We start from the raw sequence: 20,621 nt of genomic DNA, 5'->3' as shown, positions 1-20,621 counted from the left end.
GTCTGAATGAGCCAAGTGTTGGAAGATCTGGTCGACCTGCTGACCCTGGAGCCGATCGAGGAAAATTTGTTCCGTGGCCGCAGCCAGGACCTGGGTTTCCGTCAGTTGTTCGGTGGGCAGGTGCTCGGCCAGTCGCTGTCGGCGGCCAGTCAGACGGTTGAAGAGGCGCGCCATGTGCATTCGATGCACGGTTATTTCCTGCGCCCCGGCGACGCCAAATTGCCAGTGGTGTACTCGGTGGATCGCGTGCGTGATGGCGGCAGCTTCAGCACCCGGCGGGTCACCGCGATCCAGAAGGGCCACCCGATTTTTACCTGCAGCGCGTCGTTTCAGTACGACGAGGCAGGCTTCGAGCACCAGAGCCAGATGCCGGTGGTGGTCGGTCCGGAAAACCTGCCGTCGGAGCTGGAACTGACCCAGCAGCGCGCGCACCTGATCCCGGAACACATGCGCGAAAAACTGCTGTGCCCGAAACCGATCGAAGTACGCCCGGTCACCGAAAAGGACCCGTACAACCCGCAGCCGGCCGATCCGGTGAAGTACGTGTGGTTCCGTGCTGATGGCGCGCTGGCGGATATTCCGGCGCTGCACAAATACCTGCTGGCCTACGCCTCGGACTTCGGTCTGCTGACCACTTCGATGCTGCCCCACGGCAAGTCGGTCTGGCAGAAAGACATGCAGGTCGCCAGCCTCGATCACGCACTGTGGTTCCACAATGATCTGCGCGCCGATGACTGGCTGCTCTACGCGATGGACAGCCCGTGGGCCGGTAATTCCCGTGGGTTCTCCCGTGGCAGCGTGTACAACCGCGCCGGGCAACTGGTGGCGTCGGTGACCCAGGAAGGCCTGATTCGTCACCGCAAGGACTGGGCATGAGCCTGAGCGATGTGAAGCACTGGGTGTTCGACATGGACGGCACGCTGACGATCGCCGTGCATGACTTTGCGGCGATCCGTGTGGCGCTGGCGATTCCGCCCGAGGACGACATTCTCACCCACCTCGCGGCGCTGCCGGCCGACGAAGCGGCGGCGAAACATGCCTGGCTGCTGGAGCATGAGCGCGATCTGGCGCTGGGTTCGAAACCGGCTGCCGGTGCGGTGGAGTTGGTGCGCGATCTGCACGGGCGGGGCTATCGCCTGGGCATCCTGACGCGCAACGCGCGGGAGCTGGCGCATGTGACGCTCGAAGCCATCGGTCTGGCCGACTGCTTCGCTGTGGAAGATGTGCTGGGCCGCGATGAAGCACCGCCGAAGCCGCATCCCGGCGGGTTGCTGAAACTGGCCGAGGCCTGGAACGTGCCGGCGCGCGAGATGGTGATGGTCGGGGATTACCGCTTTGATCTGGATTGCGGGCGGGCGGCCGGGGCGCGGACGGTGCTGGTGAATCTGCCGGACAACCCGTGGCCGGAGCTGACCGACTGGCATGCGCAGGATTGTGTCGAGTTGCGGCGGATGCTTTTGGCCTGAGTTCTTTAGCGCCTGAAAGGGCCCCATCGCGGGCAAGCCCGCTCCCACATTTGAAATGCATTCCCCTGTGGGAGCGGGCTTGCCCGCGATGAGGCCAGAACGGCCAGCGCAAGAATTACTGATCAAACAGCGCTTTCTGCCCCTCCGGCGACGTCAACATCCCATCGCCGTTATGCCCGACCCCTGGCACTTCAACCAGCCGCTGATTCACCCCTTCCGGATGCCGGCGCAGCAGGTAGCCGAAAAACAGTTTGCCGCGTTCCAGTCGATACGCGCCCTGGGCTTCGGCGGCGCAGCTCTTGTCCAGCGCCGGATGCTGCGGGTCGGTGTCCTGCTGACCGAGCAGATAAATCACCTCGCGCTTGATGTAACTGCTTTCAAGCTGCAACGGCGTTTGCCCGCCGGCGTACACCGGCATGTCGCTCAGGCCGTACTTCCAGCGATTAAACCCAAGGCACTGTGCGTGATCGAAGGCCACTGGCCGCTGTTCGTTGAAATACGCGTATGACGACGGGTTGGCCACCACGTACCGCAGGCGAATGCCGTTGGCCTTCAGCGCCGGTTGATCCTTTGCCAGCAGGGCATAACGCTGCACCACTTGGCCACCACCCGAGTGGCCGAAAATCACAATCTGTTTCACATCTGGAAACTGCTTGCGGTCGCTGACCCGGGCGACGATTTCATCCAGCGCGGCGTAGGAACTCAGCGGATTCGGCCCTGTGGATAACCCGCCGCCCATCCACTCGTTGCCTTTCCAGCGCAGCAACGTGTTGGGCAGCGAGTACAGGGCGACGTCGCTTTCATTGAGAAACTGCGGCGCGATCACCAGCGTGTGCGCAGTTTGTCCGGCCAATTCCGTGGCGTGCTCGGCACTCTTGCGGTAGGTTTCGGCGTTGCGCAGACGGCCGTGAATGACGATCAGCACCCGCTCGATTTTTTCCGGTGCGGGGCTGATGCCCACGGCCATTTCGCCGGCCTTGAGTTGCAGACGCCCGGAGCTGATGGCATCGACGCCCGCCGCGTGTGCGCTGCCGCCGATGATCAGTAACGCCAAAAGCCATTTGTGCATTTACAGGTTTTTCGCCGCGAAGGTATCGCACTGGCCGACCTGGCCCTGGGCGAATCCGGTTTTGAACCAGCGCACCCTTTGCGCTGACGTGCCATGGGTAAACGAGTCCGGCACCACTCGACCCTGACCCTGTTGTTGCAGGCGATCATCACCGATGGCGTTGGCCGCGTTCAAGGCCTCTTCGACGTCACCCGGTTCCAGCCAGTTCAGGCGCTGCTGCGCATGGTAGGCCCAGACGCCGGCCAGGCAGTCGGCCTGCAATTCCTGACGCACCAGCAAACCGCCGTCGCCCTGCATCTGCCGCCCCTGCTGACGGGCCGCCTGAATTTTTGCCGAGACGCCGAGCAGCGTCTGCACATGGTGGCCGACTTCGTGCGCGATCACGTAGGCCTGGGCGAAGTCGCCGGCAGCCTTGAAGCGCTGGGCCATTTCCTGGAAGAACGCCATGTCCAGATAGACTTTCTGATCCGCCGGGCAATAGAACGGGCCGGTCGCCGAAGTCGCCAGACCGCAGGCGGAATTGACCCGGTTGCTGAACAGCACCAAAGTCGGGTCCTTATATTGGCGGCCGGCCTGCTGGAAAATCGCGCCCCAGGTGTCTTCGGTATCGCCGAGGATCGAACGCACGAATTCGGCCTGCTGGTCGTTGGCCGGTGGCGCCTGACGGGTTTGCGTCGAGGCCGGTGCCGATTGTTCGGTCATTTGCCCGGTGAGCTGGCCGAGGATCTGCAACGGATCCTGTCCGGTGATCCAGCCGATGCCGACGATCAGCAGGATCGCCCCCAGGCTCAGGCCTTTGCCGCCACCGAACCGCATGCCACCGCCGCCGCTATCATCGCCACGGGCATCGACGACGTTGTCACTGCGTCGGCCTTTTTTCCATAGCATGTGGGAATCCTCTTTTTTGTTCGTGGTGATGAGTGTTGCTGGTGTGGGAGTGTGGCGCCAGTCCGGTCGTCCGTCTATTGGCGTACACGCAAACAGGCCCGGCCTCGGGTGACGAGGGCGGGCCTGTTATTGACGAGCGTGTGCGCGACTAATTCAATCCGTTGGCGGATTTCTCTCGGCGCGCTGTGCGTCAGCGATCGAAGGCGTCCCACACCGGGGCGAAATCCGGGCTGACCTGACGCTGATTCTTCGGCAGGGCGGCGATCAGCGCGCGGTCTTCAGCGTCCAGTTCAACCTGCAGTGAAGCCAGGTTCGCCAGTTGATTGGCCCGGCTGCTGGCTTTGGGAATCGCTGCCACGTTGTTCTGATCCAGCAGCCATTTCAACGCCACCTGAGTCGGCAGCACGCCGTGTTTTTCGGCAATCTGCTGAATCTGTGGAATCTCCGAGACCTTGTTGCGCGCCAATGGCGTGTAGGCCGTCAGTGCCAGATCGTGTTGGCGGGCATAGTCGAGCAGGGCGTTTTGTCCGAGCAAGACGTGGTACTCGACCTGGATCGCTGACAGAGGGATGGCGTATTCCTCGACGACTGTGCGCAGCAGCGGCAGCGGAAAATTCGCCACGCCGATGTGGCGAGCCAGACCTTGCTCCTTGAAGGATGCGAGGGTTTCAAGCGTGCGCGGCAAGTCCCAGTCAGTGCTCGGCCAATGGATCATGAACAGGTCGACATACTCACTGCGCAAAGCCTTGAGGCTTCGTTCCATCGAGTGGCGCATGGCGTCGGGTTGCAACTGGTCCCACCAGACCTTGGTGGTGACATGAATCTGCTCGCGGGGTGTCGGTGTATTCGCCAATGCTTGTCCGACCGCGTCTTCGTTGTTGTAGGCCGCTGCCGTGTCGATGTGCCGGTAGCCGAGTTCCAGTGCTTGCTCGACGGCACGGGTGCATTCGTCGCCGAGCATCGGCCAGGTGCCGAGGCCGAGTTTCGGCATGTTCAAACCTTGGGCGTTAACGATGTGCTGCATGGTCGATCTCCTGTTCGAAAGCAGTGATACCGGCGATATGCCGGGCGGCGATGTAGCCGAACGTCAGCGCCGGGCCGAGGTTGATCCCGCCTGCCGGATAGTGCCCGCCCATGATGCTGGCCATGTCGCCACCGGCGGCGTAGAGCCCGGCGATGGGCCGGGCATGGGCGTCGAGCACTTGCGCCTGCGGGTTGACCTTGAGCCCGGCAAAGGTGCCGAAGCAGCCCGGTTGCACTTTCACGGCATAGAAGGGGCCGGCCTCTATTGGGGCAACGCAGGGGTTGGGAAGGTTCGCCGGATCGCCCTGTTTGCGGTTGTAGGGCGTTGCACCGCGACCGAACAACGGGTCTTCGCCAAGGCGCGCATGCGAGTTGTAGTGATCAACAGTGCGGCGCAACCCGCCAGGATCGATACCGCAGGCGCTGGCCAATTCTTCAAGGGTGTTGCCGGTTTTCAGATAGCCGCTGCGGATAAATCCTGACAGCGGAACGGGAAAGGGCCGCGACATGCCCAGGCCATAACGCCGTTGAAAGGCGCGGCTGCAGATCAGCCACGAGGCGACTTCCTCGCCTTCCGGGGTGGCGGCAACCATGGCGCTGACGTAGTCGAAGTAACCATTGGCTTCATTGACGAAACGCTGGCCGTTGCGCAGTACGCCGATGATTCCCGGTTTGCCGCGTTCGATGATGTGCGGGAAATGGCCGATGCTGCCGTCGGCATGGGGCACTTGCGAGACCGGCGCCCAGGCCACGGGCGACGCCACGTCGGTGTTGACCGTGGCACCGACGCTTTCGCCCAGACGCAGGCCATCGCCGTTGACCGCCAGCGGTGGCAGTGCCCAGTGTTCATGACCTGTGGGCGTGCGCGGAAACAAGGCCTTGCGCCGCTCGATGTCATTGGCGAACCCGCCGGCGGCCAGCACCACGGCTTTGCGTGCATGGACGCGGATCGGGCCTTTTGCGCTGTTGACCACGGCGCCGCAAACCCTTGATTCATCGCGCAGCAGTTCGCTCACCGGCGCCGACTCCCATAACAGGACGCCAAGGTCCTCGGCGGATTTCGCCAGCCTTGCGACCAGCGCCACCCCGTTGACCAGTTGCATGGCCCGGCCGTGTACCGCCAGATCCAGCAAGTGTCGGGTAAAACGACGGGTTACATGCCAAGCCGCTTTCAGCGAACGGGTGAGATTGAGGAACGCCGAAAGGTCGGCGCCGGCCATGATCGGCATGCCCATGAAGGACGTTTCGCGCATCGTTGTACGCAGGCGCTTGAGCAGGCGTCCGACTTGTCGTCCGTCGTAAGGCGCCGCGATGACCGAGCGCCCGCCCGTGCCAGCGCCCGGCGTATCGCCATGGATGTCGGCGATGGCGTTGCCGTCGGCAAATTGCAAAGCACTGTGCTGTTCGAAAAACGCGACCATATGTGGTCCGGCAGTGAGGAAGGCGTCGACCATGGCCGGGTCGTAATGCTCACCGAGTTCGTGGCGCAGGTACGTGCGCGGTTGCTCGATGTCTTCGACGATGCCGGCGCGTCGCGCCAGCGGATTGCACGGTACCCACGCCCAGCCGCCGGACCACGCCGTGGCACCACCGAACAGCGGATCTTTTTCAACCACGATGACCTTCAGACCGTGCCAGGCGGCAGTGACCGCTGTGGATAAACCGGCGGCACCGGAGCCGACGACCAGAACGTCGCAGTCGATTTCGGGAAGTTCGGCAGGCATCAGGCAAAGCTCCGCAACTGGGTTTATTGGAATTAGATTCCAGAAATTAACCAATGAAGTGCAGCTGCAACAAGGCATGGTTCAGTAAAGTGGGCGGTTATCGCACGGCCAGTTCCGGATTTCGCTTTGTCTCGGATGTCTTCTAGAATCGGCAAAATTTCACTTGGACCTTCCCATGGCCGGCAGTCAGATCGAACGGGTTTTCAGTGTGCTGGAAAGCCTCACCAGTGAGCCGCGCGGGCTGCCGATGCAGACCCTGGCCGAGCAACTGGACATCCCGAAAAGTGCCACTCACCGGATGCTCGCCGAGCTGATTCGGCTGGGCTACGTGCGACAGAATGCCGAGACTTTGCGCTATCACCTGTCGACCAAACTGGTGGCGATGGGGTTTCAGTACCTGTCGAGCAGCGGTGCCGACATCGTGCAACCGGTGCTGGATCGACTGGCTCAGGAAACCGGTGAGCTGGTGCGTCTGGGGGTGATCGATGGCGAGCGCCAGACCTGGATCGCCAAGGCGCAGGGTGCCCGGACGGGCCTGCGTTATGACCCGGACATGGGCCGCGACGCGCCGCTGTTCTACACCGCTTCCGGGCACGCGTGGCTGGCCTGCATGAGCGATGCCGAGGCGTTGTCGCTGGTCGAGCGCCAGGGCGCGGAAGTTCCGATGGGCGTCGGGCCGAATGCGCCGCGCTCCAATATCGAGTTGCTCGAGCGCCTGCGGCTGGCGCGGGAGCAGGGTTATGCCTGCGTCGAGGAAAGTTCGGCGGTGGGCACTTCGGCGATTGCCGCGGTGGTCAAGCATCCCGTTGACGGACGGGTGATCGGCGTACTGAGCATCGCCGGGCCAAGCGCACGGATGCCCGGCGCGCGGCTGCATGAATTGGCGCCGTTGCTGATGAAGTTCACCGAGGAGTTGTCGGCGGCGAGTCTGGCGTCCGAATTGTTTGTCTGACCCGCGCCGATCTTTGTAGGAGCTGCCGAAGGCTGCGATCTTTTGACGTTGTTTTTCAGATCAAGAGCAAAAGATCGCAGCCGGCGGCAGCTCCTACAGGTTGAGCGTCGTGTACGAAGTTGTGCGGTGTTCGCACGGATTTTCCATTAGTGGGTGTTTGATTCTGGAACGCAGTTCTAGATTGTTGCTGAAGAGACATTTCCAACAACAATCACAAGAGGATCGCGCCTTGACTCCGCCCCTTCGTATCGCCCTGATCGGCGCCGGCAACATGGGCCAACAGCATTACCAGCACTTGCAAACCCTCGATGAAGCCCGGTTGTGTGCAGTGGCCGATCCCGGCCCGCAGGCTCCCGCGCTGGCGGCGCAGTGGGGCGTGGCGAATTTCGCCGATCACCGGCAGATGCTGGAGCAGGTGAGGCCCGACGCGGTGATCGTGGCCAACCCGAATAATCAGCACGTCAGCACGGCGCTGGATTGCCTCGCCGCTGGCGTGCCGGTGCTGTTGGAGAAACCGGTGGGCGTGAACAGGGATGAGGTGCGCAAACTGGTGGCGGCGGTCAAACGCAGCGGCGTGCCGGTGCTGGTCGGCCATCATCGGCGGCACAATCCGTTGATCGTGCGTGCCCACCAATTGCTGCGCAGCGGCGCGCTCGGGCGGCTGACCATGGTTACTGCGCTGTTCCAGTTACGCAAACCCGACCGTTATTTCGAGGTCCCGTGGCGCCGTGAGCCGGGCGCGGGCCTGTTGCTGACCAACCTGATTCACGACCTCGATCTGCTGCGTCACCTGTGCGGGGAGGTGCAGTCGGTACAGGCCGTCACCGACAACGCGGTGCGGGGTTTTGCCAACGAAGACAGCGTCGCGGTGTTACTGCAATTTGCCGGCGGTGCACTGGGCACGCTGAGCGGTTCCGATGCGGTCGCCGCGCCATGGAGCTGGGAGCTGAATTCCGCAGAGAACCCGGTTTACCCGCGTCAGGCCGATCAGCCGTGTTATTTGCTGGCGGGCACTGCCGGAGCGTTAAGCATTCCGCAACTCAAGCGTTGGCATTACGCTGCCGATCAAGTCGATGCCGGTTGGCACGAACCGCTGATCGCGCTGCAAGAACCGTGTGAGGGCGGGGACGCGTTGCGTTTGCAGCTGCAACATTTTGTGCAGGTCGCGCGGCGTGAAGTCGAACCCTTAGTCAGTGCCGCCGATGCCGCGCGAACCCTGGCACTGGTCGAGGCGATTCGTGAAGCGGCGGCCAGCGGCCGTGCCTGTTCCCCGGCAGCGGTCGAGGCTTGAGCATGAACGAACGAATCCTGTCCCTGGCCAGTCTCACCGTGCTCGAATTGTCGCCACCGCAAATGGTCGAGGTCGCGGCGCGTGCCGGTTACAGCCATGTCGGCCTGCGCCTGGAACCGGCGACGGCGGAGGAATATCACTTTCCGCTGGTGGCTGATGGTGATCTGCGGCGTCAGACGTTGAGGCGTTTGCGCGACACTGGCATCGCGGTGCTCGATGTGGAAATCCTGCGCCTGAAACCGCACACCGTGGTCGCCGATTTCGAGAAGCTGCTGGCCGTCGGCGCGGAGTTTGGCGCCAGTGAATTACTCATCGCCGGCAATGATCCTGACGAGCAACGGCTCACCGACAACTTTGCCGCGCTGTGTGATCTGGCGGCGCCTTACGGTTTGCATCCGCATCTGGAGTTCATGCCCTGGACCGATGCGTGCAACCTCGAACAGGCGTTGCGCATCGTTGCCAATGCCGACCGGGAAAATGCCGCGGTGCTGGTCGATGCCTTTCATTTCGATCGCTCCGGCTCACGGCTGGAGGATCTGGCCAGCGTCGCACCGGCGCGCCTGCGTTATGCGCAATTGTGCGATGTGGCGGGGCCGAGACCGGCGGACATGGCCGAGATCTTGCGTCAGGCTCGCAACGAGCGGCGGTTTCCCGGCGAGGGCGATTGCGACCTGCACGGTTTGTTGCGCAGTCTGCCAGCTAATATTCCCCTGAGCCTGGAGATCCCCACGGTAAAACTGCTGGAGCAGGGCGTCAGCGGATTGCAACGAGCGCAGATGGCGCTCGACAGGACGCGGGAATTGTTGGCGCAGTTGTAAGTCAGTGTGGGTGGCGGGGCGCCAGCGTCCCCACCACTGTTTATTTTTCCTTCAGAGATATCCAATGACCGTCAGCACCCCGCTCTCCGGTGTCAACCAACCCTTCAAGGGGATCTTGCTGATTGTCGTGGCGACCTTCCTGTTTTCCAGCCACGATGCGCTGTCGAAATACCTCTCGGGTTTCTACCCGATCGTCATGGTGGTATGGGCGCGGTATCTGGTGCACACCTTGCTGATGGCGGGGATCTTCCTGCCACAATCGGGGCTTCGGGTGTTGCGTACCAAACGGCCGTTGTGGCAGTTGGCGCGGGCGCTGTGTCTGCTCGGCACCAGTCTGTTTTTCACCACGGCGCTGCTGTATATCCCGCTGGCCGAGGCCACGGCGGTCAACTTTCTCGCGCCGGTGCTGGTGACGGCATTGTCGGTGCCGTTGCTCAAGGAACGGGTAACGCGCGGGCAATGGATTGCGGTGATCTGTGGATTCATCGGCGTGCTGATCATCGTTCACCCGGGCGGTGAATTGTTCACTCCAGCGGTGCTGCTGCCGTTCTGCTCGGCGTTGTTTTTCTGCTTCTATCAACTGCTGACGCGCAAGCTCAGTGAGGTCGATAGCCCGACCACCAGCAACTTCTTCGCCGGTCTGTGCAACACGCTGGTGATGAGTGCACTGGTGCCGTTCTTCTGGCAGGTGCCGACGTTGACGCACGCCGCACTGATGCTGGCGCTGGGCAGTTGCGGGATGACCGCGCACCTGTTTCTGACCCAGGCGTTTCGGCACGCCGCGCCGGCATTGCTGGCGCCGTTCGGTTACTGTCAGATCGTGTTTGCCGGGCTGTTGGGCTGGGTGGTGTTCAATCACACGCCAAGCCTGTTGACGGTGATCGGCATTGTGGTGATCTGTTGCAGCGGCCTGGCGGCGGCGTGGCAGCAGAGCCGTAGGTGAAAAGAACTCAGCTTTTTGCCGAACACAAAACCCTGTAGGAGCTGCGGCACGCTGCGATCTTTTGATCTTTAAAAACAGGATCAAAAGATCGCAGCGTCCCCCCCCCCCCCCCCCCCCCCCCCCCCCCCCCCCCCCCCCCCCCCCCCCCCCCCCCCCCCCCCCCCCCCCCCCTACAGGGTAGGCCGGTTACTCGGTGACGTCAGGAATCTTGCGCGGGGCCATGAAGTACATCCAGGTCAGCGCAATGAAGTACATCGCCGGGATCAGCGTGAACAGCACCGTGTAGTTGTTGTTGGTGACGGTCAGAATGTGGCCGACGATCTGGGTCATGAACATCCCGCCAATCGCTGCGCACATGCCGCCGAAACCGAACACCGTGCTCATCATGTGCTTGGGCGTGTAGTCCATCACCAGGCTCCAGATATTCGCGGTCCAGGCCTGATGCGCGCCGATCGCCAGGGAGATTGCCGCGACGGCGACCCACAGATTGCTCGAACCGGCGGCCATGATCACGCCGATGATGCAGCAGGCGAACAGGAACATCGACAGCAGTCGCGCCTTGATCGAGTTCATGCCGCGACCGATCAGGAACGAAGACAGAATGCCGCCACCGATGCTGCCGAAGTCGGCCGTCACGTAGATGATGATCAGCGGAATACCCATCTGGGTCACGTTGATGCCCAGGTTGTATTGCTGGTTGAGAAACGGCGGCAACCAATACAGGTAGAACCAGAACACCGGCGCGGTCAGCGAATAGGCGAGGGCGAACGCCCAGGTGCCGCGCATGCGCAGGATGCGTGAGAACGGGACGCGGGCCTGTTCCGGTTCGACTTCTTTCTGGATGTATTCCAGCTCCGACTGTTTGACGCTCGGATGGTCTTCCGGGTTGAAGTATTTCAAGCCCCAGAACAGCAGCCAGATCCCGCCCAGTGCCGACATGCACAGGAACGCTGCCTGCCAGCCCCAGACGTGGAGAATCAGCGGCAGCAGCATCGGCGTGAACATGGCGCCGACGTTGGTCCCGGCGTTGAAGATGCCGGTGGCCACCGCGCGTTCGCCGGCCGGGAACCACAGGCGCGTGGTTTTCACGCAGGCCGGGTAGTTGGCCGCTTCGGTCAGGCCGAGGATAAACCGGCAGACCATGAAGCCGACGGCCGACGTCGCCAGACCGTGGGCGCCGGTGGCCAGGCTCCAGAGCAGCACCGCGCAGAAGAACACGCGTTTCACGCCGACCCGGTCGATCAGGCGTCCCTGCAGGACGAAGCCGATCGCGTAGCCGACCTGAAACCAGAAGTTGATGTTGGCGTAATCCATCGCCGTCCAGCTCATTTCCTTGGCAAGAATGGGCTGCATGACGCCGAGGGCGGCGCGGTCGATGTAGTTCAGGGTCGTGGCGAAAAACACCAGCGCCAGCATGCCCCAACGGGTCTTGCCGACGGCCATGGCGCCGCGGATCTTGTCGCCGATGCCACCCGTGGCAGTGCTCATGGCCGGAGCCATGCGGGAAGTCTGTGAAGGAATCATTGTTCCACCCGTTTTTGAATTTGTTATGTGGTGTTGTTTGCACGCACTGCGACCGAAGGTTCATATCCGGACTCAATGTGGAGTCGATGGTGGGCAGTGGACGAAAAATCGTCAATTCGTCGAAACGCCATAGTGTTCGATAATCGCACGCAAAACTAACCGGCTGGTACACTTTAAATTGCTGTGCGCAGTCATGCAGCCAATAATTTCCCAACGATAAAAAACATCCTGTGTAGGAGCTGCCGAAGGCTGCGATCTTTTGAATTTGCTTTTCAGGACCAGGATCAAAAGATCGCAGCCTTCGGCAGCTCCTACCTTAAAGATAAGCGCGGCGAAGTCCGGGAGTAGAAACATGCAGCGTTCCATTGCCACCGTTTCCCTGAGCGGCACCCTGCCGGAAAAGCTCGAAGCCATTGCCGCCGCCGGGTTCGACGGCGTCGAGATTTTCGAGAACGATCTTCTGTATTACGACGGCAGTCCGCGGGAAATCAGGCAGATGTGCGCTGACCTGGGGATCGCCATCACGCTGTTCCAGCCGTTCCGCGATTTCGAAGGTTGCCGGCGTGATCGGCTGGCGCGCAATCTGGAGCGGGCCGAGCGCAAATTCGACCTGATGCAGGAACTGGGCACCGACCTGGTGCTGGTCTGCAGCAACGCCTCGGCAGACAGCGTCGGCGATCAACAGATTCTCGTCGATGACCTGTGCCTGCTGGCCGAACGGGCCGGCGCGCGCGGGTTGCGCATCGGTTATGAAGCGCTGGCCTGGGGCCGGCACGTCAATACGTATCAACAGGTCTGGGACATCGTCCGCCAGGCCGATCACCCGGCCCTCGGCGTGCTGCTCGACAGCTTTCACACCTTGTCGCTGAAAGGTGATCCAAGCGCGATTGCCGACATTCCCGGCGACAAGATCTTCTTTGTGCAAATGGCCGACGCGCCGATCCTCGCCATGGATGTGCTGGAATGGAGCCGGCATTTCCGTTGCTTCCCGGGGCAGGGCGAATTCGATCTGCCGGGCTTCCTCGCGCCGATCATCCAGAGCGGTTACACCGGGCCGTTGTCGCTGGAAATTTTCAACGACGGCTTCCGCGCCGCGCCACCTCGAGCGAATGCCGCCGATGGTCTGCGTTCGCTGCTGTATCTGGAAGAGAAGACCCGTCAGCGGCTGGAGCAGCAACCGACGCCGGTGGCCAACCGCGAGATCCTCTTCGAAACGCCGCCGGCCAGCGAGTACAACGGCATCGAGTTTCTCGAGTTCGCCGTCGACGAAAGCCTCGGCGCCAAACTGAGCAATTGGCTGGAGCGCCTGGGCTTCGTCAAGGCCGGGCAGCATCGCTCCAAGAGCGTGAGCCTGCTGCGTCAGGGCGATATCAACCTGATCCTCAACGCCGAACCGTATTCGTTCGGCCACAGTTTCTTTGAGGCGCACGGCCCGTCGCTGTGCGCCACCGCCGTGCGGGTCAAGGACAGCGCCAGCGCCCTGGCCCGCGCCGTCGCCTACAAGGGCCAGCCCTATCGCGGCTTGGTCGGCCCCAACGAACTGGAACTGGCCGCGGTGCGTGCACCGGACGGCAGCCTGATTTATCTGGTGGATGAAGCGGCGGATGTCTATGGCACCGACTTCAATCTGCTGCCGAACGCTCAGGCCCGTGGCGGCCTCAAGCGCATCGATCACATGGCCATGGCGTTGCCGGCCGACAGCCTCGACAGTTGGGTGCTGTTCTACAAGAGCCTGCTGGATTTCGAGGCCGACGATGAAGTGGTGCTGCCCGATCCGTACGGGCTGGTGAAGAGCCGCGCGTTGCGCAGCCGCGACAGTTCGATCCGCTTGCCGCTGAATATCTCGGAGAACCGCAACACCGCGATTTCTCACGCACTGTCGAGTTATCGCGGTTCCGGTGTGCATCACATCGCCTTCGATTGTGACGACATCTTCGCTGAAGTCAGCCGCGCCAAAGAGGCTGGCGTGCCGTTGCTGGATATTCCGCTCAACTATTACGACGACCTCGCTGCGCGCTTCGATTTCGACGATGAATTCCTCAGCGAACTGGCGTACTACAACGTGCTCTACGACCGCGATGCCCAGGGCGGTGAGTTGTTCCACGTCTATACCGAGCCGTTCGAGGGACGCTTCTTCTTCGAGATCATTCAGCGTAAAAACGGCTATGCCGGCTATGGTGCGGCGAACGTCGCGGTACGTCTGGCGGCGATGGCCAAATCACGCAGCGGCGCGGTGCGCCAGGCGAAGTTGTAGGAATTTCGTAAACGCGGGATTAAACACGGGCCGCGTGGCTTCCTTCACTGTGCAGCGCGGCCCATAATCGCCCACCTGTGCAGTGATGGCCGTGAGCCCGCAATGACAATGACTTCAGAACTCCCCGCCGCCTCCGTCGTATCCGGCATCGAGCCGCGCAAGAGTCGCAAGAACAACCCGGAAAAGACCCGCGAGAACATCCTGCAGGAGGCGATCGTCGAGTTCGTCCAGCAGGGTTTGTCCGGCGCCCGCGTTGACGCGATCGCCGAGCGTATCCATACCTCCAAACGCATGATCTATTACTACTTCGGCAGTAAGGAGCAGTTGTACGTCGAGGTGCTGGAGAAGCTTTACGGCGATATCCGCAGCACCGAAAACCGCCTGCACCTCGCCGAGTTGCCGCCGGTGGTGGCGATCCGCCGACTGGTGGAGTTCACCTTCGACCACCATGACCGCAACGTCGATTTCGTGCGCATCGTCTGCATCGAAAACATCCACAACGCCGAATTCGTGAAGCGTTCGGACGCGATCAAGGCGATGAACAATACGATCCTCGATTCGCTGGGCGAGATTTTGCGCCGCGGTGCTGAAGAAGGGGTGTTCCGCGCCGGGCTCGACGCGCTGGATGTGCACTTGCTGATCAGCTCGTTCTGCTTCTACCGCGTCTCGAACCGCCACACCTTCGGTGAGATCTTTCAGATCGACCTGCCGGACGAAAGCATCAAGCAGCGTCATCGCGAGATGATCTGCGAGTCGGTGTTGCGCTACTTGCAGCCGTGACAAGCAAAAGATCGCAGCCTTCGGCAGCTCCTACACAAGGCCCTGTAGGAGCTGCCGAAGGCTGCGATCTTTTGATCTTTTAAACGTTCATGCTTTGAAAATGCGCCAGCATGCGCTGCGCATCCGGCACCACGCCGCTGAACAGCTCAAACGCCTTCACCGCTTGAAACACCGCCATGTTGCCGCCGTCCAGCGTGCGGCAGCCCAAGGCGCGGGCGTTGCGCAGCAGTTCGGTTTCCAGCGGGAAGTACACGATCTCCGCGACCCACAATTGCTTGCGCAGCAACTCCACCGGCACGGGCATGCCCGGCAGTTTGGCCATGCCCATCGGCGTGGTGTTCACCAGACCATCGGCCTGATTCAGCGTACTCGGCAGATCGTGCCCGGCCACCGCGCGACCTGAGCCGAAATGCTGGTTGAGGTTGTTCGCCAGACTCTCGGCGCGCTCGCGATCGACGTCGAAAATACTCAGTTGCTGCACGCCTTCGCTCAACAGCGCATGGGCCACCGCCGCCCCTGCGCCACCGGCACCCATCTGTACGACACGTGCACGCGCAGCGTCTTTCAGGCCACGGCGAAAACCTTCGGCAAAACCCAGGCAGTCGGTGTTGTGGCCGATGCGTTTGCCGTCCTTGAGCACCACGGTGTTGACCGCGCCGATGCCCCGGGCTTCCGGCGACAGTTCGTCGAGCAGCGGGATGATCGCCTGCTTGCACGGGAAGGTGATGTTCAGGCCGGTGTAGTTCATCCGTTCGGCGGCCTGCAGCAAGTCGGCCAAGGCATTGCTGTCGAGTTGCAACTGATCGAGGTCGATCAGCCGATACAGATAGCGCAAGCCTTGGGCATCGCCTTCGTGTTCATGCAGGGCTGGCGTGCGCGAGGCTTGAATGCCCGCGCCGATCAGGCCAGCCAGTATTACCGGTTTACGGGTCATGCTGCGCGCCCCTTCAGTCGCTGACTGAAATGCTCCAGAGCCAGGCGATAGCCATGGCTGCCGAAGCCGCACATTACCGCCGTGGCGATGGCCGAGACGAACGAGTGATGGCGGAATGGCTCGCGGGCATGCACGTTGGACAGATGCACTTCGATCACTGGCAACTCACTGGCGACCAAGGCGTCGCGGATCGCCACCGAGGTGTGCGTCCAGGCTGCCGGGTTGATCACGATTCCGGCGCAACGGCCGCGTGCCGCATGAATCCAGTCGAGCAGTTCGCCTTCGTGATTGGTCTGGCGAAACTCCACGGCCAGGCCGAATTCTTCGGCGGCGCGCCCGCACAGGGCAGAGATGTCAGCCAGGGTTTCGTGACCGTAGGTTGCCGGTTCACGGGTGCCGAGCAGGTTCAGGTTCGGGCCGTTGAGCACCAGAACGATAGGGGGCATGGGGGCAAACTCCACTTATTGTTTTTGGCTTGGGCCGAAGGTTTCAGCCTGTGGAGGTAAAATGTACCAGATGGTTACCATGGTCAATTGAACGGCGTTGCCTCCGACGTTTTATGTTCGGTGATCGCACAGATCAAGAAACTGCACCCACAAAAAAGCCGTCACTCACGACGGCTTTCTCGTATCCGGCATTCGCCATCAACGGCGGGTCAGCAACACCCCGGACTCCATGTGATGCGTCCACGGGAACTGATCGAACATCGCGCAGCGGCTGATGCGGTGCGTGTCGTGCAGTTGGGCGATGTTGGCCGCGAGGGTTTCCGGGTTGCAGGAGATGTACAGGATGTTGTCGAAGCGCCGGGTCAGCTCGCAGGTGTCCGGATCCATGCCGGCGCGCGGCGGGTCAACAAACACACTGCCGAACTCGTAGCTCTTCAGGTCGATGCCCTGCAGGCGACGGAACGGGCGCACTTCGTTGAGTGCTTCGGTCAGCTCTTCGGCGGACAGCCGCACCAGCGTGACGTTATCCACAGCGTTTTCGCTGAGGTTGCTCAGTGCGGCGTTGACCGAAGTCTTGCTGATCTCGGTGGCAAGCACGTTGCGCACGCGGGTGGCGAGCGGCAGGGTGAAGTTGCCGTTGCCGCAATACAGCTCCAGCAGATCGTCAGGACGATCGCCCAGTGCTTCGTAGGCCCAGTTGAGCATTTTCTGGTTCACCGTGCCGTTGGGCTGGGTGAACGCGCCTTCCGGCTGACGGTAGCTGAAGGTGCGACCGCCGACGTCGAGTTTCTCCACCACGTAATCGTGGCCGATCACTTCGCGCTTGCCCTTGGAACGCCCGATGACGCTGACGTTGAGATCAGCCGCCAACTTCGACGCGGCCGCATGCCAGTGCTCATCCAGCGGACGGTGGTAGCACAGGGTGATCATCGCGTCGCCGGCCAGGGTGGTCAGGAATTCCACCTGGAACAGCTTGTGGCTCAGCGCCGCGCTGGCCTGCCACGCGGCCTTGAGCTGCGGCATCAACTGGTTGATGCGCAAGCTGGCAATCGGGAACTCTTCGATCAGGATCGGCGTGCGTTTGTCGTCCTGGGAGAACATCGCGTAGTGCCGCTCGCCGGCCTCGCGCCACAGGCGAAATTCCGCGCGCAGGCGGAAGTTCTGCAGCGGCGAGTCGAACACGGTCGGCTCTGGTGCATCGAACGGGGCCAGCAGGTCGCGCAAACGCGTGACCTTGTCTTCGAGCTGAGTGGCGTAGGCCTGGGAATCGAAAGTCATGCGTTGAACCAACCCAACTTGATCACGAACAGAATCGACAGAATCACCAGCGCCGGGTTCAGCTCACGGGCGCGGCCCGACAGCAGCTTGATCACGGTCCAGGCGATGAAACCGAAGGCAATGCCATTGGCGATCGAGTAAGTGAACGGCATCGCCAGCGCGGTGACCACGACCGGTGCGGCAACGGTGATGTCTTCCCAGTCTATTTCCGCCAGGCCCGAGGTCATCAGCACGGCGACGAACAGCAGCGCCGGTGCGGTGGCGAATGCCGGAACGCTGGCCGCCAGTGGCGAGAAGAACAGCGCCAACAGGAACAGGATCGCCACGACGATCGCTGTCAGACCGGTACGGCCGCCGGCACTCACGCCCGCAGCGGATTCGATGTAGCTGGTGGTGGTCGAAGTACCCAGCAGCGAGCCGGCCATCGCCGCGGTGCTGTCGGCGATCAGTGCACGACCCATTTTTGGCATGTGGCCGTCCTTGCCCATCAGGCCGGCGCGCTTGGCGACGCCGATCAGGGTGCCGGAGTTGTCGAACAGGTCGACGAACAGGAAGGCGAAGATCACGCTGACCAGACCGATGTCCAGGGCGCCCTTGATATCCAGTTGCATGAAGGTCGGGGCCAGCGAAGGTGGCATCGAGGTCACGCCGCCGAACGGGGTGAAGCCCATGGCGATGGAAATGATGGTCACCGCCAGAATGCCGATCAGTACCGCGCCGCGCACTTTCAGCGCTTCGAGGGCGACGATCAGGGCGAAGCCTAGGGTGGCGAGGATCGGGGCCGGGGCTTTCAGATCACCGAGGCCGACCATGGTCGCCGGGTTGCTGACCACGATACCGGCGTTGTGCAGGGCGATCAGCGCCAGGAACAGGCCGATACCGGCGGCAATCGCCGAGCGCAGGGGCAGCGGGATGCTGTTGATGATCCATTCGCGGATGCGGAAGATCGACAGCAGGAAGAAGCACACCGCCGAGATGAACACCGCGCCCAGCGCCACTTGCCAGGTGTGGCCCATGTGCAGCACCACGGTGTAAGTGAAGAAGGCGTTCAGGCCCATGCCCGGGGCGAGGGCGATCGGGTAGTTGGCGATCAGGCCCATGATGGTCGAGCCGATGGCGGCTGCCAGACAGGTGGCGACGAACACCGCGCCTTTGTCCATGCCGGTCTCGCCGAGAATGCTCGGGTTGACGAACAGAATGTAGGCCATGGCCAGGAAAGTCGTGACGCCCGCCAGAATCTCGGTCCGCACGTTGGTGTTGTGTGCCTTGAGTTGAAACAGCCTTTCCAGCATGTCTGCTCCCCGTGGCGCGCGTGGCGCCGTGAATGTATCGACCTCAACAGCAAAGCACAGACCGTCGCAAGCGCCTGGGAATTTGTGGTGGGCCGGAAAAAGCCGCGCATCATACCAGCAGCGTGAGGAATATGGCGGTTGTTGGTGCCGAACGTCGTCGAAGTTTTGTAGCAGGGTTATCTGCGCCATACTGCGCGCTGAATTTTTCAGGGAAACGCGATCACATGGGCAAGCGCTGGATGCAGGCTTTCGGGTTAATGGCAGGGCTGATGGCCGGGTCGACGGCGGTGCTGGCAGCCTCGGCGCCACCGTTGACTGAGGTGAAAGTGATCAAGGTCCAGTCGCCGGCCTGTGGCCTGGAAGACATTGGCGATAACCAGCCGCAAACCCAATGTAATCACAGCGGCCCGAGCATCAAGGTGTATGTGCTGGAAATCGGCTATGGCCAGAACCAGCCGCACGCCACGCTGGACGGTTTTGAAGTGAATGGCACCCGCGCCCCGGTGTGCGCTTTCGATACCGGCAATCTGACCGAATGCACCCCCGGCAGCAAAACGGTCGGCTCGCTGTATACCTTCGATCTGGCGGGCAAGCAGGAAGGTACGTTCAGCTTCAGCAACACCTCGATCAACGCGCCACGCAATACGATGTCGACCCAGCTTTACATCAAGTAACGGCTGTCATCGAACAGGGCAAGGCAAAGCTGACTACGCTTTAAAGATCACTCAGCGGATGGCGCCCATGACCTTTAGAGCCCTGATTACCCTCGCCGAGGGCATCGATGATCTGCACAGCGTGACCCTGATCGACGTGCTGCGCCGTGCCGGCATTGAAGTGGTGGCGGCCAGCATCGAAGGCCGGCGCATGCTGACCTGTGCACGCGGTACGCGCCTGACGGCGGACGGCATGCTGGTCGATGTGCTGGCGCAGACGTTTGACCTGATCGTCCTGCCCGGCGGGGCTGTCGGTTCTCAACATCTGGCGGCGCATCAGCCGCTGCAACAATTGCTCAAGGATCAGGCCAGCGCCGGACGTCTGTTCGCCGCCATCGCCGAAGCCCCGGCCATCGCCCTGCAAGCCGCTGGCGTATTGCGCCAGCGACGCATGACCTGCCTGCCAAGTGTCAGTCATCAACTGTCGGGCTGTACGTTTGTTGATCAACCGGTGGTGGTCGACGGCAATTGCATCACCGCCCAGGGCTCCGGCGCCGCACTGGACTTTGCCCTGATGTTGGTGGAGCAGCTTGGTGGCAAGGCATTGCGGGCGAAAGTGGCGGGGGAGATGTAGGTGTGATGGCTTTAGGCGTGGGCAGCGATAGGCGTAATGGCTGGTTGCTCCCGATGCTCTGCTTGCCACAGATCGTAATCGGTTTGAACGCCTAGCCACACACGCGCCTTGCCGATACCTGCTCGCTCCAGCCTTACTGCCAGATCCGGGCTGATCGGTGCATGGCCGTGCAATACGCGGGAAAGGTGAGGGCGGGCGAAGCCCAGATGTCTGGCCAACTCACTCACGCTGATGCCTAACTCTGGCAAGACATCCATGAGCAGCGTTTCACCGGGGTGTGGCGGGTTGTGCATGGGCATGAGCCTGCCTCCTGTCAGTGGTAGTCCAGATAATCGACCAATTCGATGTCCGAACCGACAAAACGAAAGATAACCCGCCAGTTGCCTGAAACACTGAGCGACCAATATTCGGACAGTTCACCCTTCAGTGGATGCAGGCGCCAACCCGGCAGATCAAGGTCTGCGGGAAGTGCTGCGCGATCCATGAACTGCAGCATACGCGCCAGCCGTTTTGCGTGATCGGCGCGAATTCCGCGGGTCGAACCTGTTTCATAGAAACCACGAAGGCCTTTGTGCTGAAAGGATTTGATCATGGCGGCGAGTGTAAGGCGATACATTACACTTTGTGCGGTAACTATGTACCGCACCTTTTC

At 61.8% G+C, this 20,621-nt stretch carries 22 protein-coding genes; 10 read left to right on the top strand and 12 right to left on the bottom strand.

Annotated elements, in window-relative coordinates; translation table 11 throughout:
- The first annotated feature begins 6 nt into the window (after window positions 1–6).
- Together tesB and ACYZUM_RS22175 are read left to right on the top strand one after the other, a co-directional pair.
- Entirely contained in the window at window positions 7–876 is an 870-nt protein-coding gene (gene tesB / locus ACYZUM_RS22180) for an acyl-CoA thioesterase II (RefSeq protein WP_003228466.1), read from the top strand.
- Complete coding sequence (locus ACYZUM_RS22175) at window positions 873–1,466, top strand: HAD family hydrolase (RefSeq protein ID WP_108183877.1); 594 nt, start codon at window positions 873–875, stop codon at window positions 1,464–1,466. Before tesB ends, ACYZUM_RS22175 begins: the two co-directional genes overlap by 4 nt.
- Before the next feature lie 115 nt (window positions 1,467–1,581).
- On the opposite strand, the gene ACYZUM_RS22170 is transcribed toward ACYZUM_RS22175, so the two are convergent.
- The 4 genes from ACYZUM_RS22170 to ACYZUM_RS22155 all read right to left on the bottom strand — a co-directional run bounded on the left by ACYZUM_RS22170 (window position 1,582) and on the right by ACYZUM_RS22155 (window position 6,170).
- The gene (locus ACYZUM_RS22170; RefSeq protein ID WP_041065155.1) at window positions 1,582–2,535 is read right to left on the bottom strand and encodes an alpha/beta fold hydrolase; all 954 of its coding nucleotides are present in this window, start codon (window positions 2,533–2,535) and stop codon (window positions 1,582–1,584) included.
- Window positions 2,536–3,423: a KPN_02809 family neutral zinc metallopeptidase gene (gene ypfJ / locus ACYZUM_RS22165; protein ID WP_108183876.1), complete on the bottom strand. Its 888-nt coding sequence runs from the start codon at window positions 3,421–3,423 to the stop codon at window positions 2,536–2,538. It abuts the gene before it with no gap.
- Between the two features lie 190 nt (window positions 3,424–3,613).
- Window positions 3,614–4,447: an aldo/keto reductase gene (locus ACYZUM_RS22160; RefSeq protein ID WP_108183875.1), complete on the bottom strand. Its 834-nt coding sequence runs from the start codon at window positions 4,445–4,447 to the stop codon at window positions 3,614–3,616.
- Window positions 4,431–6,170, bottom strand: a complete 1,740-nt coding sequence (locus tag ACYZUM_RS22155) for an FAD-dependent oxidoreductase (protein ID WP_108183874.1) — start codon at window positions 6,168–6,170, stop codon at window positions 4,431–4,433. The genes ACYZUM_RS22160 and ACYZUM_RS22155 overlap by 17 nt, the downstream gene beginning before the upstream one ends.
- 175 nt (window positions 6,171–6,345) lie before the next feature.
- Here ACYZUM_RS22155 and ACYZUM_RS22150 point away from each other — a divergent pair, with 175 nt between their 5' ends.
- The 4 genes from ACYZUM_RS22150 (at window position 6,346) to ACYZUM_RS22135 (ending at window position 10,174) form a co-directional block, all read left to right on the top strand.
- On the top strand, window positions 6,346–7,122 hold the full coding sequence (locus ACYZUM_RS22150) for an IclR family transcriptional regulator (RefSeq protein WP_108183873.1): 777 nt from the start codon (window positions 6,346–6,348) through the stop codon (window positions 7,120–7,122).
- A 229-nt stretch (window positions 7,123–7,351) separates the two neighbouring features.
- On the top strand, window positions 7,352–8,413 hold the full coding sequence (locus ACYZUM_RS22145) for a Gfo/Idh/MocA family protein (protein WP_108183872.1): 1,062 nt from the start codon (window positions 7,352–7,354) through the stop codon (window positions 8,411–8,413).
- Between the two features lie 2 nt (window positions 8,414–8,415).
- Window positions 8,416–9,231 carry a sugar phosphate isomerase/epimerase family protein gene (locus ACYZUM_RS22140; protein WP_108183871.1) on the top strand — a complete coding sequence of 272 codons (816 nt, stop codon included), beginning with the start codon at window positions 8,416–8,418 and terminating at the stop codon, window positions 9,229–9,231.
- A 64-nt stretch (window positions 9,232–9,295) separates the two neighbouring features.
- A complete protein-coding gene (locus ACYZUM_RS22135; protein ID WP_047296716.1) occupies window positions 9,296–10,174 on the top strand; it encodes a DMT family transporter in 879 nt (292 codons plus the stop codon).
- A 186-nt stretch (window positions 10,175–10,360) separates the two neighbouring features.
- Here ACYZUM_RS22135 and ACYZUM_RS22130 read toward each other — a convergent pair whose 3' ends face one another.
- Window positions 10,361–11,698, bottom strand: a complete 1,338-nt coding sequence (locus ACYZUM_RS22130; protein ID WP_108183870.1) for an MFS transporter — start codon at window positions 11,696–11,698, stop codon at window positions 10,361–10,363.
- Between the two features lie 111 nt (window positions 11,699–11,809).
- A complete protein-coding gene (locus ACYZUM_RS22125; RefSeq protein WP_473061185.1) occupies window positions 11,810–12,052 on the bottom strand; it encodes a hypothetical protein in 243 nt (80 codons plus the stop codon).
- Between ACYZUM_RS22125 and quiC the strand changes: the two genes are divergently transcribed.
- Entirely contained in the window at window positions 12,051–13,952 is a 1,902-nt protein-coding gene (gene quiC, locus ACYZUM_RS22120) for a 3-dehydroshikimate dehydratase QuiC (protein ID WP_108183869.1), read from the top strand. The genes ACYZUM_RS22125 and quiC overlap by 2 nt on opposite strands.
- A 102-nt stretch (window positions 13,953–14,054) precedes the next feature.
- Window positions 14,055–14,732, top strand: a complete 678-nt coding sequence (locus tag ACYZUM_RS22115; protein ID WP_041065184.1) for a TetR/AcrR family transcriptional regulator — start codon at window positions 14,055–14,057, stop codon at window positions 14,730–14,732.
- Between the two features lie 79 nt (window positions 14,733–14,811).
- Here ACYZUM_RS22115 and ACYZUM_RS22110 read toward each other — a convergent pair whose 3' ends face one another.
- From ACYZUM_RS22110 to ACYZUM_RS22095, 4 genes are all read right to left on the bottom strand, one after another.
- Window positions 14,812–15,666: a shikimate dehydrogenase gene (locus ACYZUM_RS22110; protein ID WP_108183868.1), complete on the bottom strand. Its 855-nt coding sequence runs from the start codon at window positions 15,664–15,666 to the stop codon at window positions 14,812–14,814.
- Window positions 15,663–16,112 (bottom strand): type II 3-dehydroquinate dehydratase, encoded by a 450-nt coding sequence (aroQ, locus tag ACYZUM_RS22105; protein WP_025108744.1) that lies wholly within the window; start codon window positions 16,110–16,112, stop codon window positions 15,663–15,665. Before aroQ ends, ACYZUM_RS22110 begins: the two co-directional genes overlap by 4 nt.
- Before the next feature lie 198 nt (window positions 16,113–16,310).
- Entirely contained in the window at window positions 16,311–17,390 is a 1,080-nt protein-coding gene (trmA, locus tag ACYZUM_RS22100) for a tRNA (uridine(54)-C5)-methyltransferase TrmA (protein ID WP_041065191.1), read from the bottom strand.
- Window positions 17,387–18,682, bottom strand: a complete 1,296-nt coding sequence (locus ACYZUM_RS22095; RefSeq protein WP_047296708.1) for an NCS2 family permease — start codon at window positions 18,680–18,682, stop codon at window positions 17,387–17,389. The genes trmA and ACYZUM_RS22095 overlap by 4 nt, the downstream gene beginning before the upstream one ends.
- 224 nt (window positions 18,683–18,906) lie before the next feature.
- On the opposite strand from ACYZUM_RS22095, the gene ACYZUM_RS22090 reads away from it, so the two are divergent.
- Window positions 18,907–19,356: a DUF4879 domain-containing protein gene (locus ACYZUM_RS22090; protein ID WP_108183867.1), complete on the top strand. Its 450-nt coding sequence runs from the start codon at window positions 18,907–18,909 to the stop codon at window positions 19,354–19,356.
- 67 nt (window positions 19,357–19,423) lie between these two features.
- Complete coding sequence (locus tag ACYZUM_RS22085) at window positions 19,424–19,969, top strand: DJ-1 family glyoxalase III (protein ID WP_108184435.1); 546 nt, start codon at window positions 19,424–19,426, stop codon at window positions 19,967–19,969.
- Window positions 19,970–19,980: 11 nt separating this feature from the next.
- On the opposite strand, the gene ACYZUM_RS22080 is transcribed toward ACYZUM_RS22085, so the two are convergent.
- Window positions 19,981–20,268, bottom strand: a complete 288-nt coding sequence (locus ACYZUM_RS22080) for a HigA family addiction module antitoxin (protein ID WP_108183866.1) — start codon at window positions 20,266–20,268, stop codon at window positions 19,981–19,983.
- 14 nt (window positions 20,269–20,282) lie between these two features.
- Window positions 20,283–20,561 carry a type II toxin-antitoxin system RelE/ParE family toxin gene (locus tag ACYZUM_RS22075; protein ID WP_027612847.1) on the bottom strand — a complete coding sequence of 93 codons (279 nt, stop codon included), beginning with the start codon at window positions 20,559–20,561 and terminating at the stop codon, window positions 20,283–20,285.
- Window positions 20,562–20,621: the final 60 nt, after the last annotated feature.

This window comes from Pseudomonas sp. m6p, assembly GCF_055760375.1.
Note: the sequence above shows the minus strand (reverse complement) of the source record. Positions and strands in the feature narration are given on the sequence as shown.

Bases quoted from the DNA above. Each gene is read 5' to 3' on its own strand.
- ACYZUM_RS22090 (WP_108183867.1), top strand. From the start codon at position 18,907: ATGGGCAAGCGCTGGATGCAGGCTTTCGGGTTAATGGCAGGGCTGATG.
- aroQ (WP_025108744.1), bottom strand. From the start codon at position 16,112: ATGCCCCCTATCGTTCTGGTGCTCAACGGCCCGAACCTGAACCTGCTC.
- ypfJ (WP_108183876.1), bottom strand. From the start codon at position 3,423: ATGCTATGGAAAAAAGGCCGACGCAGTGACAACGTCGTCGATGCCCGT.
- ACYZUM_RS22150 (WP_108183873.1), top strand. From the start codon at position 6,346: ATGGCCGGCAGTCAGATCGAACGGGTTTTCAGTGTGCTGGAAAGCCTC.
- ACYZUM_RS22175 (WP_108183877.1), top strand. From the start codon at position 873: ATGAGCCTGAGCGATGTGAAGCACTGGGTGTTCGACATGGACGGCACG.
- ACYZUM_RS22130 (WP_108183870.1), bottom strand. From the start codon at position 11,698: ATGATTCCTTCACAGACTTCCCGCATGGCTCCGGCCATGAGCACTGCC.
- trmA (WP_041065191.1), bottom strand. From the start codon at position 17,390: ATGACTTTCGATTCCCAGGCCTACGCCACTCAGCTCGAAGACAAGGTC.
- ACYZUM_RS22085 (WP_108184435.1), top strand. From the start codon at position 19,424: ATGACCTTTAGAGCCCTGATTACCCTCGCCGAGGGCATCGATGATCTG.
- ACYZUM_RS22135 (WP_047296716.1), top strand. From the start codon at position 9,296: ATGACCGTCAGCACCCCGCTCTCCGGTGTCAACCAACCCTTCAAGGGG.
- ACYZUM_RS22115 (WP_041065184.1), top strand. From the start codon at position 14,055: ATGACAATGACTTCAGAACTCCCCGCCGCCTCCGTCGTATCCGGCATC.
- ACYZUM_RS22110 (WP_108183868.1), bottom strand. From the start codon at position 15,666: ATGACCCGTAAACCGGTAATACTGGCTGGCCTGATCGGCGCGGGCATT.
- ACYZUM_RS22080 (WP_108183866.1), bottom strand. From the start codon at position 20,268: ATGCCCATGCACAACCCGCCACACCCCGGTGAAACGCTGCTCATGGAT.
- ACYZUM_RS22155 (WP_108183874.1), bottom strand. From the start codon at position 6,170: ATGCCTGCCGAACTTCCCGAAATCGACTGCGACGTTCTGGTCGTCGGC.
- tesB (WP_003228466.1), top strand. From the start codon at position 7: ATGAGCCAAGTGTTGGAAGATCTGGTCGACCTGCTGACCCTGGAGCCG.
- ACYZUM_RS22125 (WP_473061185.1), bottom strand. From the start codon at position 12,052: ATGTTTCTACTCCCGGACTTCGCCGCGCTTATCTTTAAGGTAGGAGCT.
- ACYZUM_RS22170 (WP_041065155.1), bottom strand. From the start codon at position 2,535: ATGCACAAATGGCTTTTGGCGTTACTGATCATCGGCGGCAGCGCACAC.
- ACYZUM_RS22095 (WP_047296708.1), bottom strand. From the start codon at position 18,682: ATGCTGGAAAGGCTGTTTCAACTCAAGGCACACAACACCAACGTGCGG.
- ACYZUM_RS22160 (WP_108183875.1), bottom strand. From the start codon at position 4,447: ATGCAGCACATCGTTAACGCCCAAGGTTTGAACATGCCGAAACTCGGC.
- ACYZUM_RS22140 (WP_108183871.1), top strand. From the start codon at position 8,416: ATGAACGAACGAATCCTGTCCCTGGCCAGTCTCACCGTGCTCGAATTG.
- ACYZUM_RS22075 (WP_027612847.1), bottom strand. From the start codon at position 20,561: ATGATCAAATCCTTTCAGCACAAAGGCCTTCGTGGTTTCTATGAAACA.
- quiC (WP_108183869.1), top strand. From the start codon at position 12,051: ATGCAGCGTTCCATTGCCACCGTTTCCCTGAGCGGCACCCTGCCGGAA.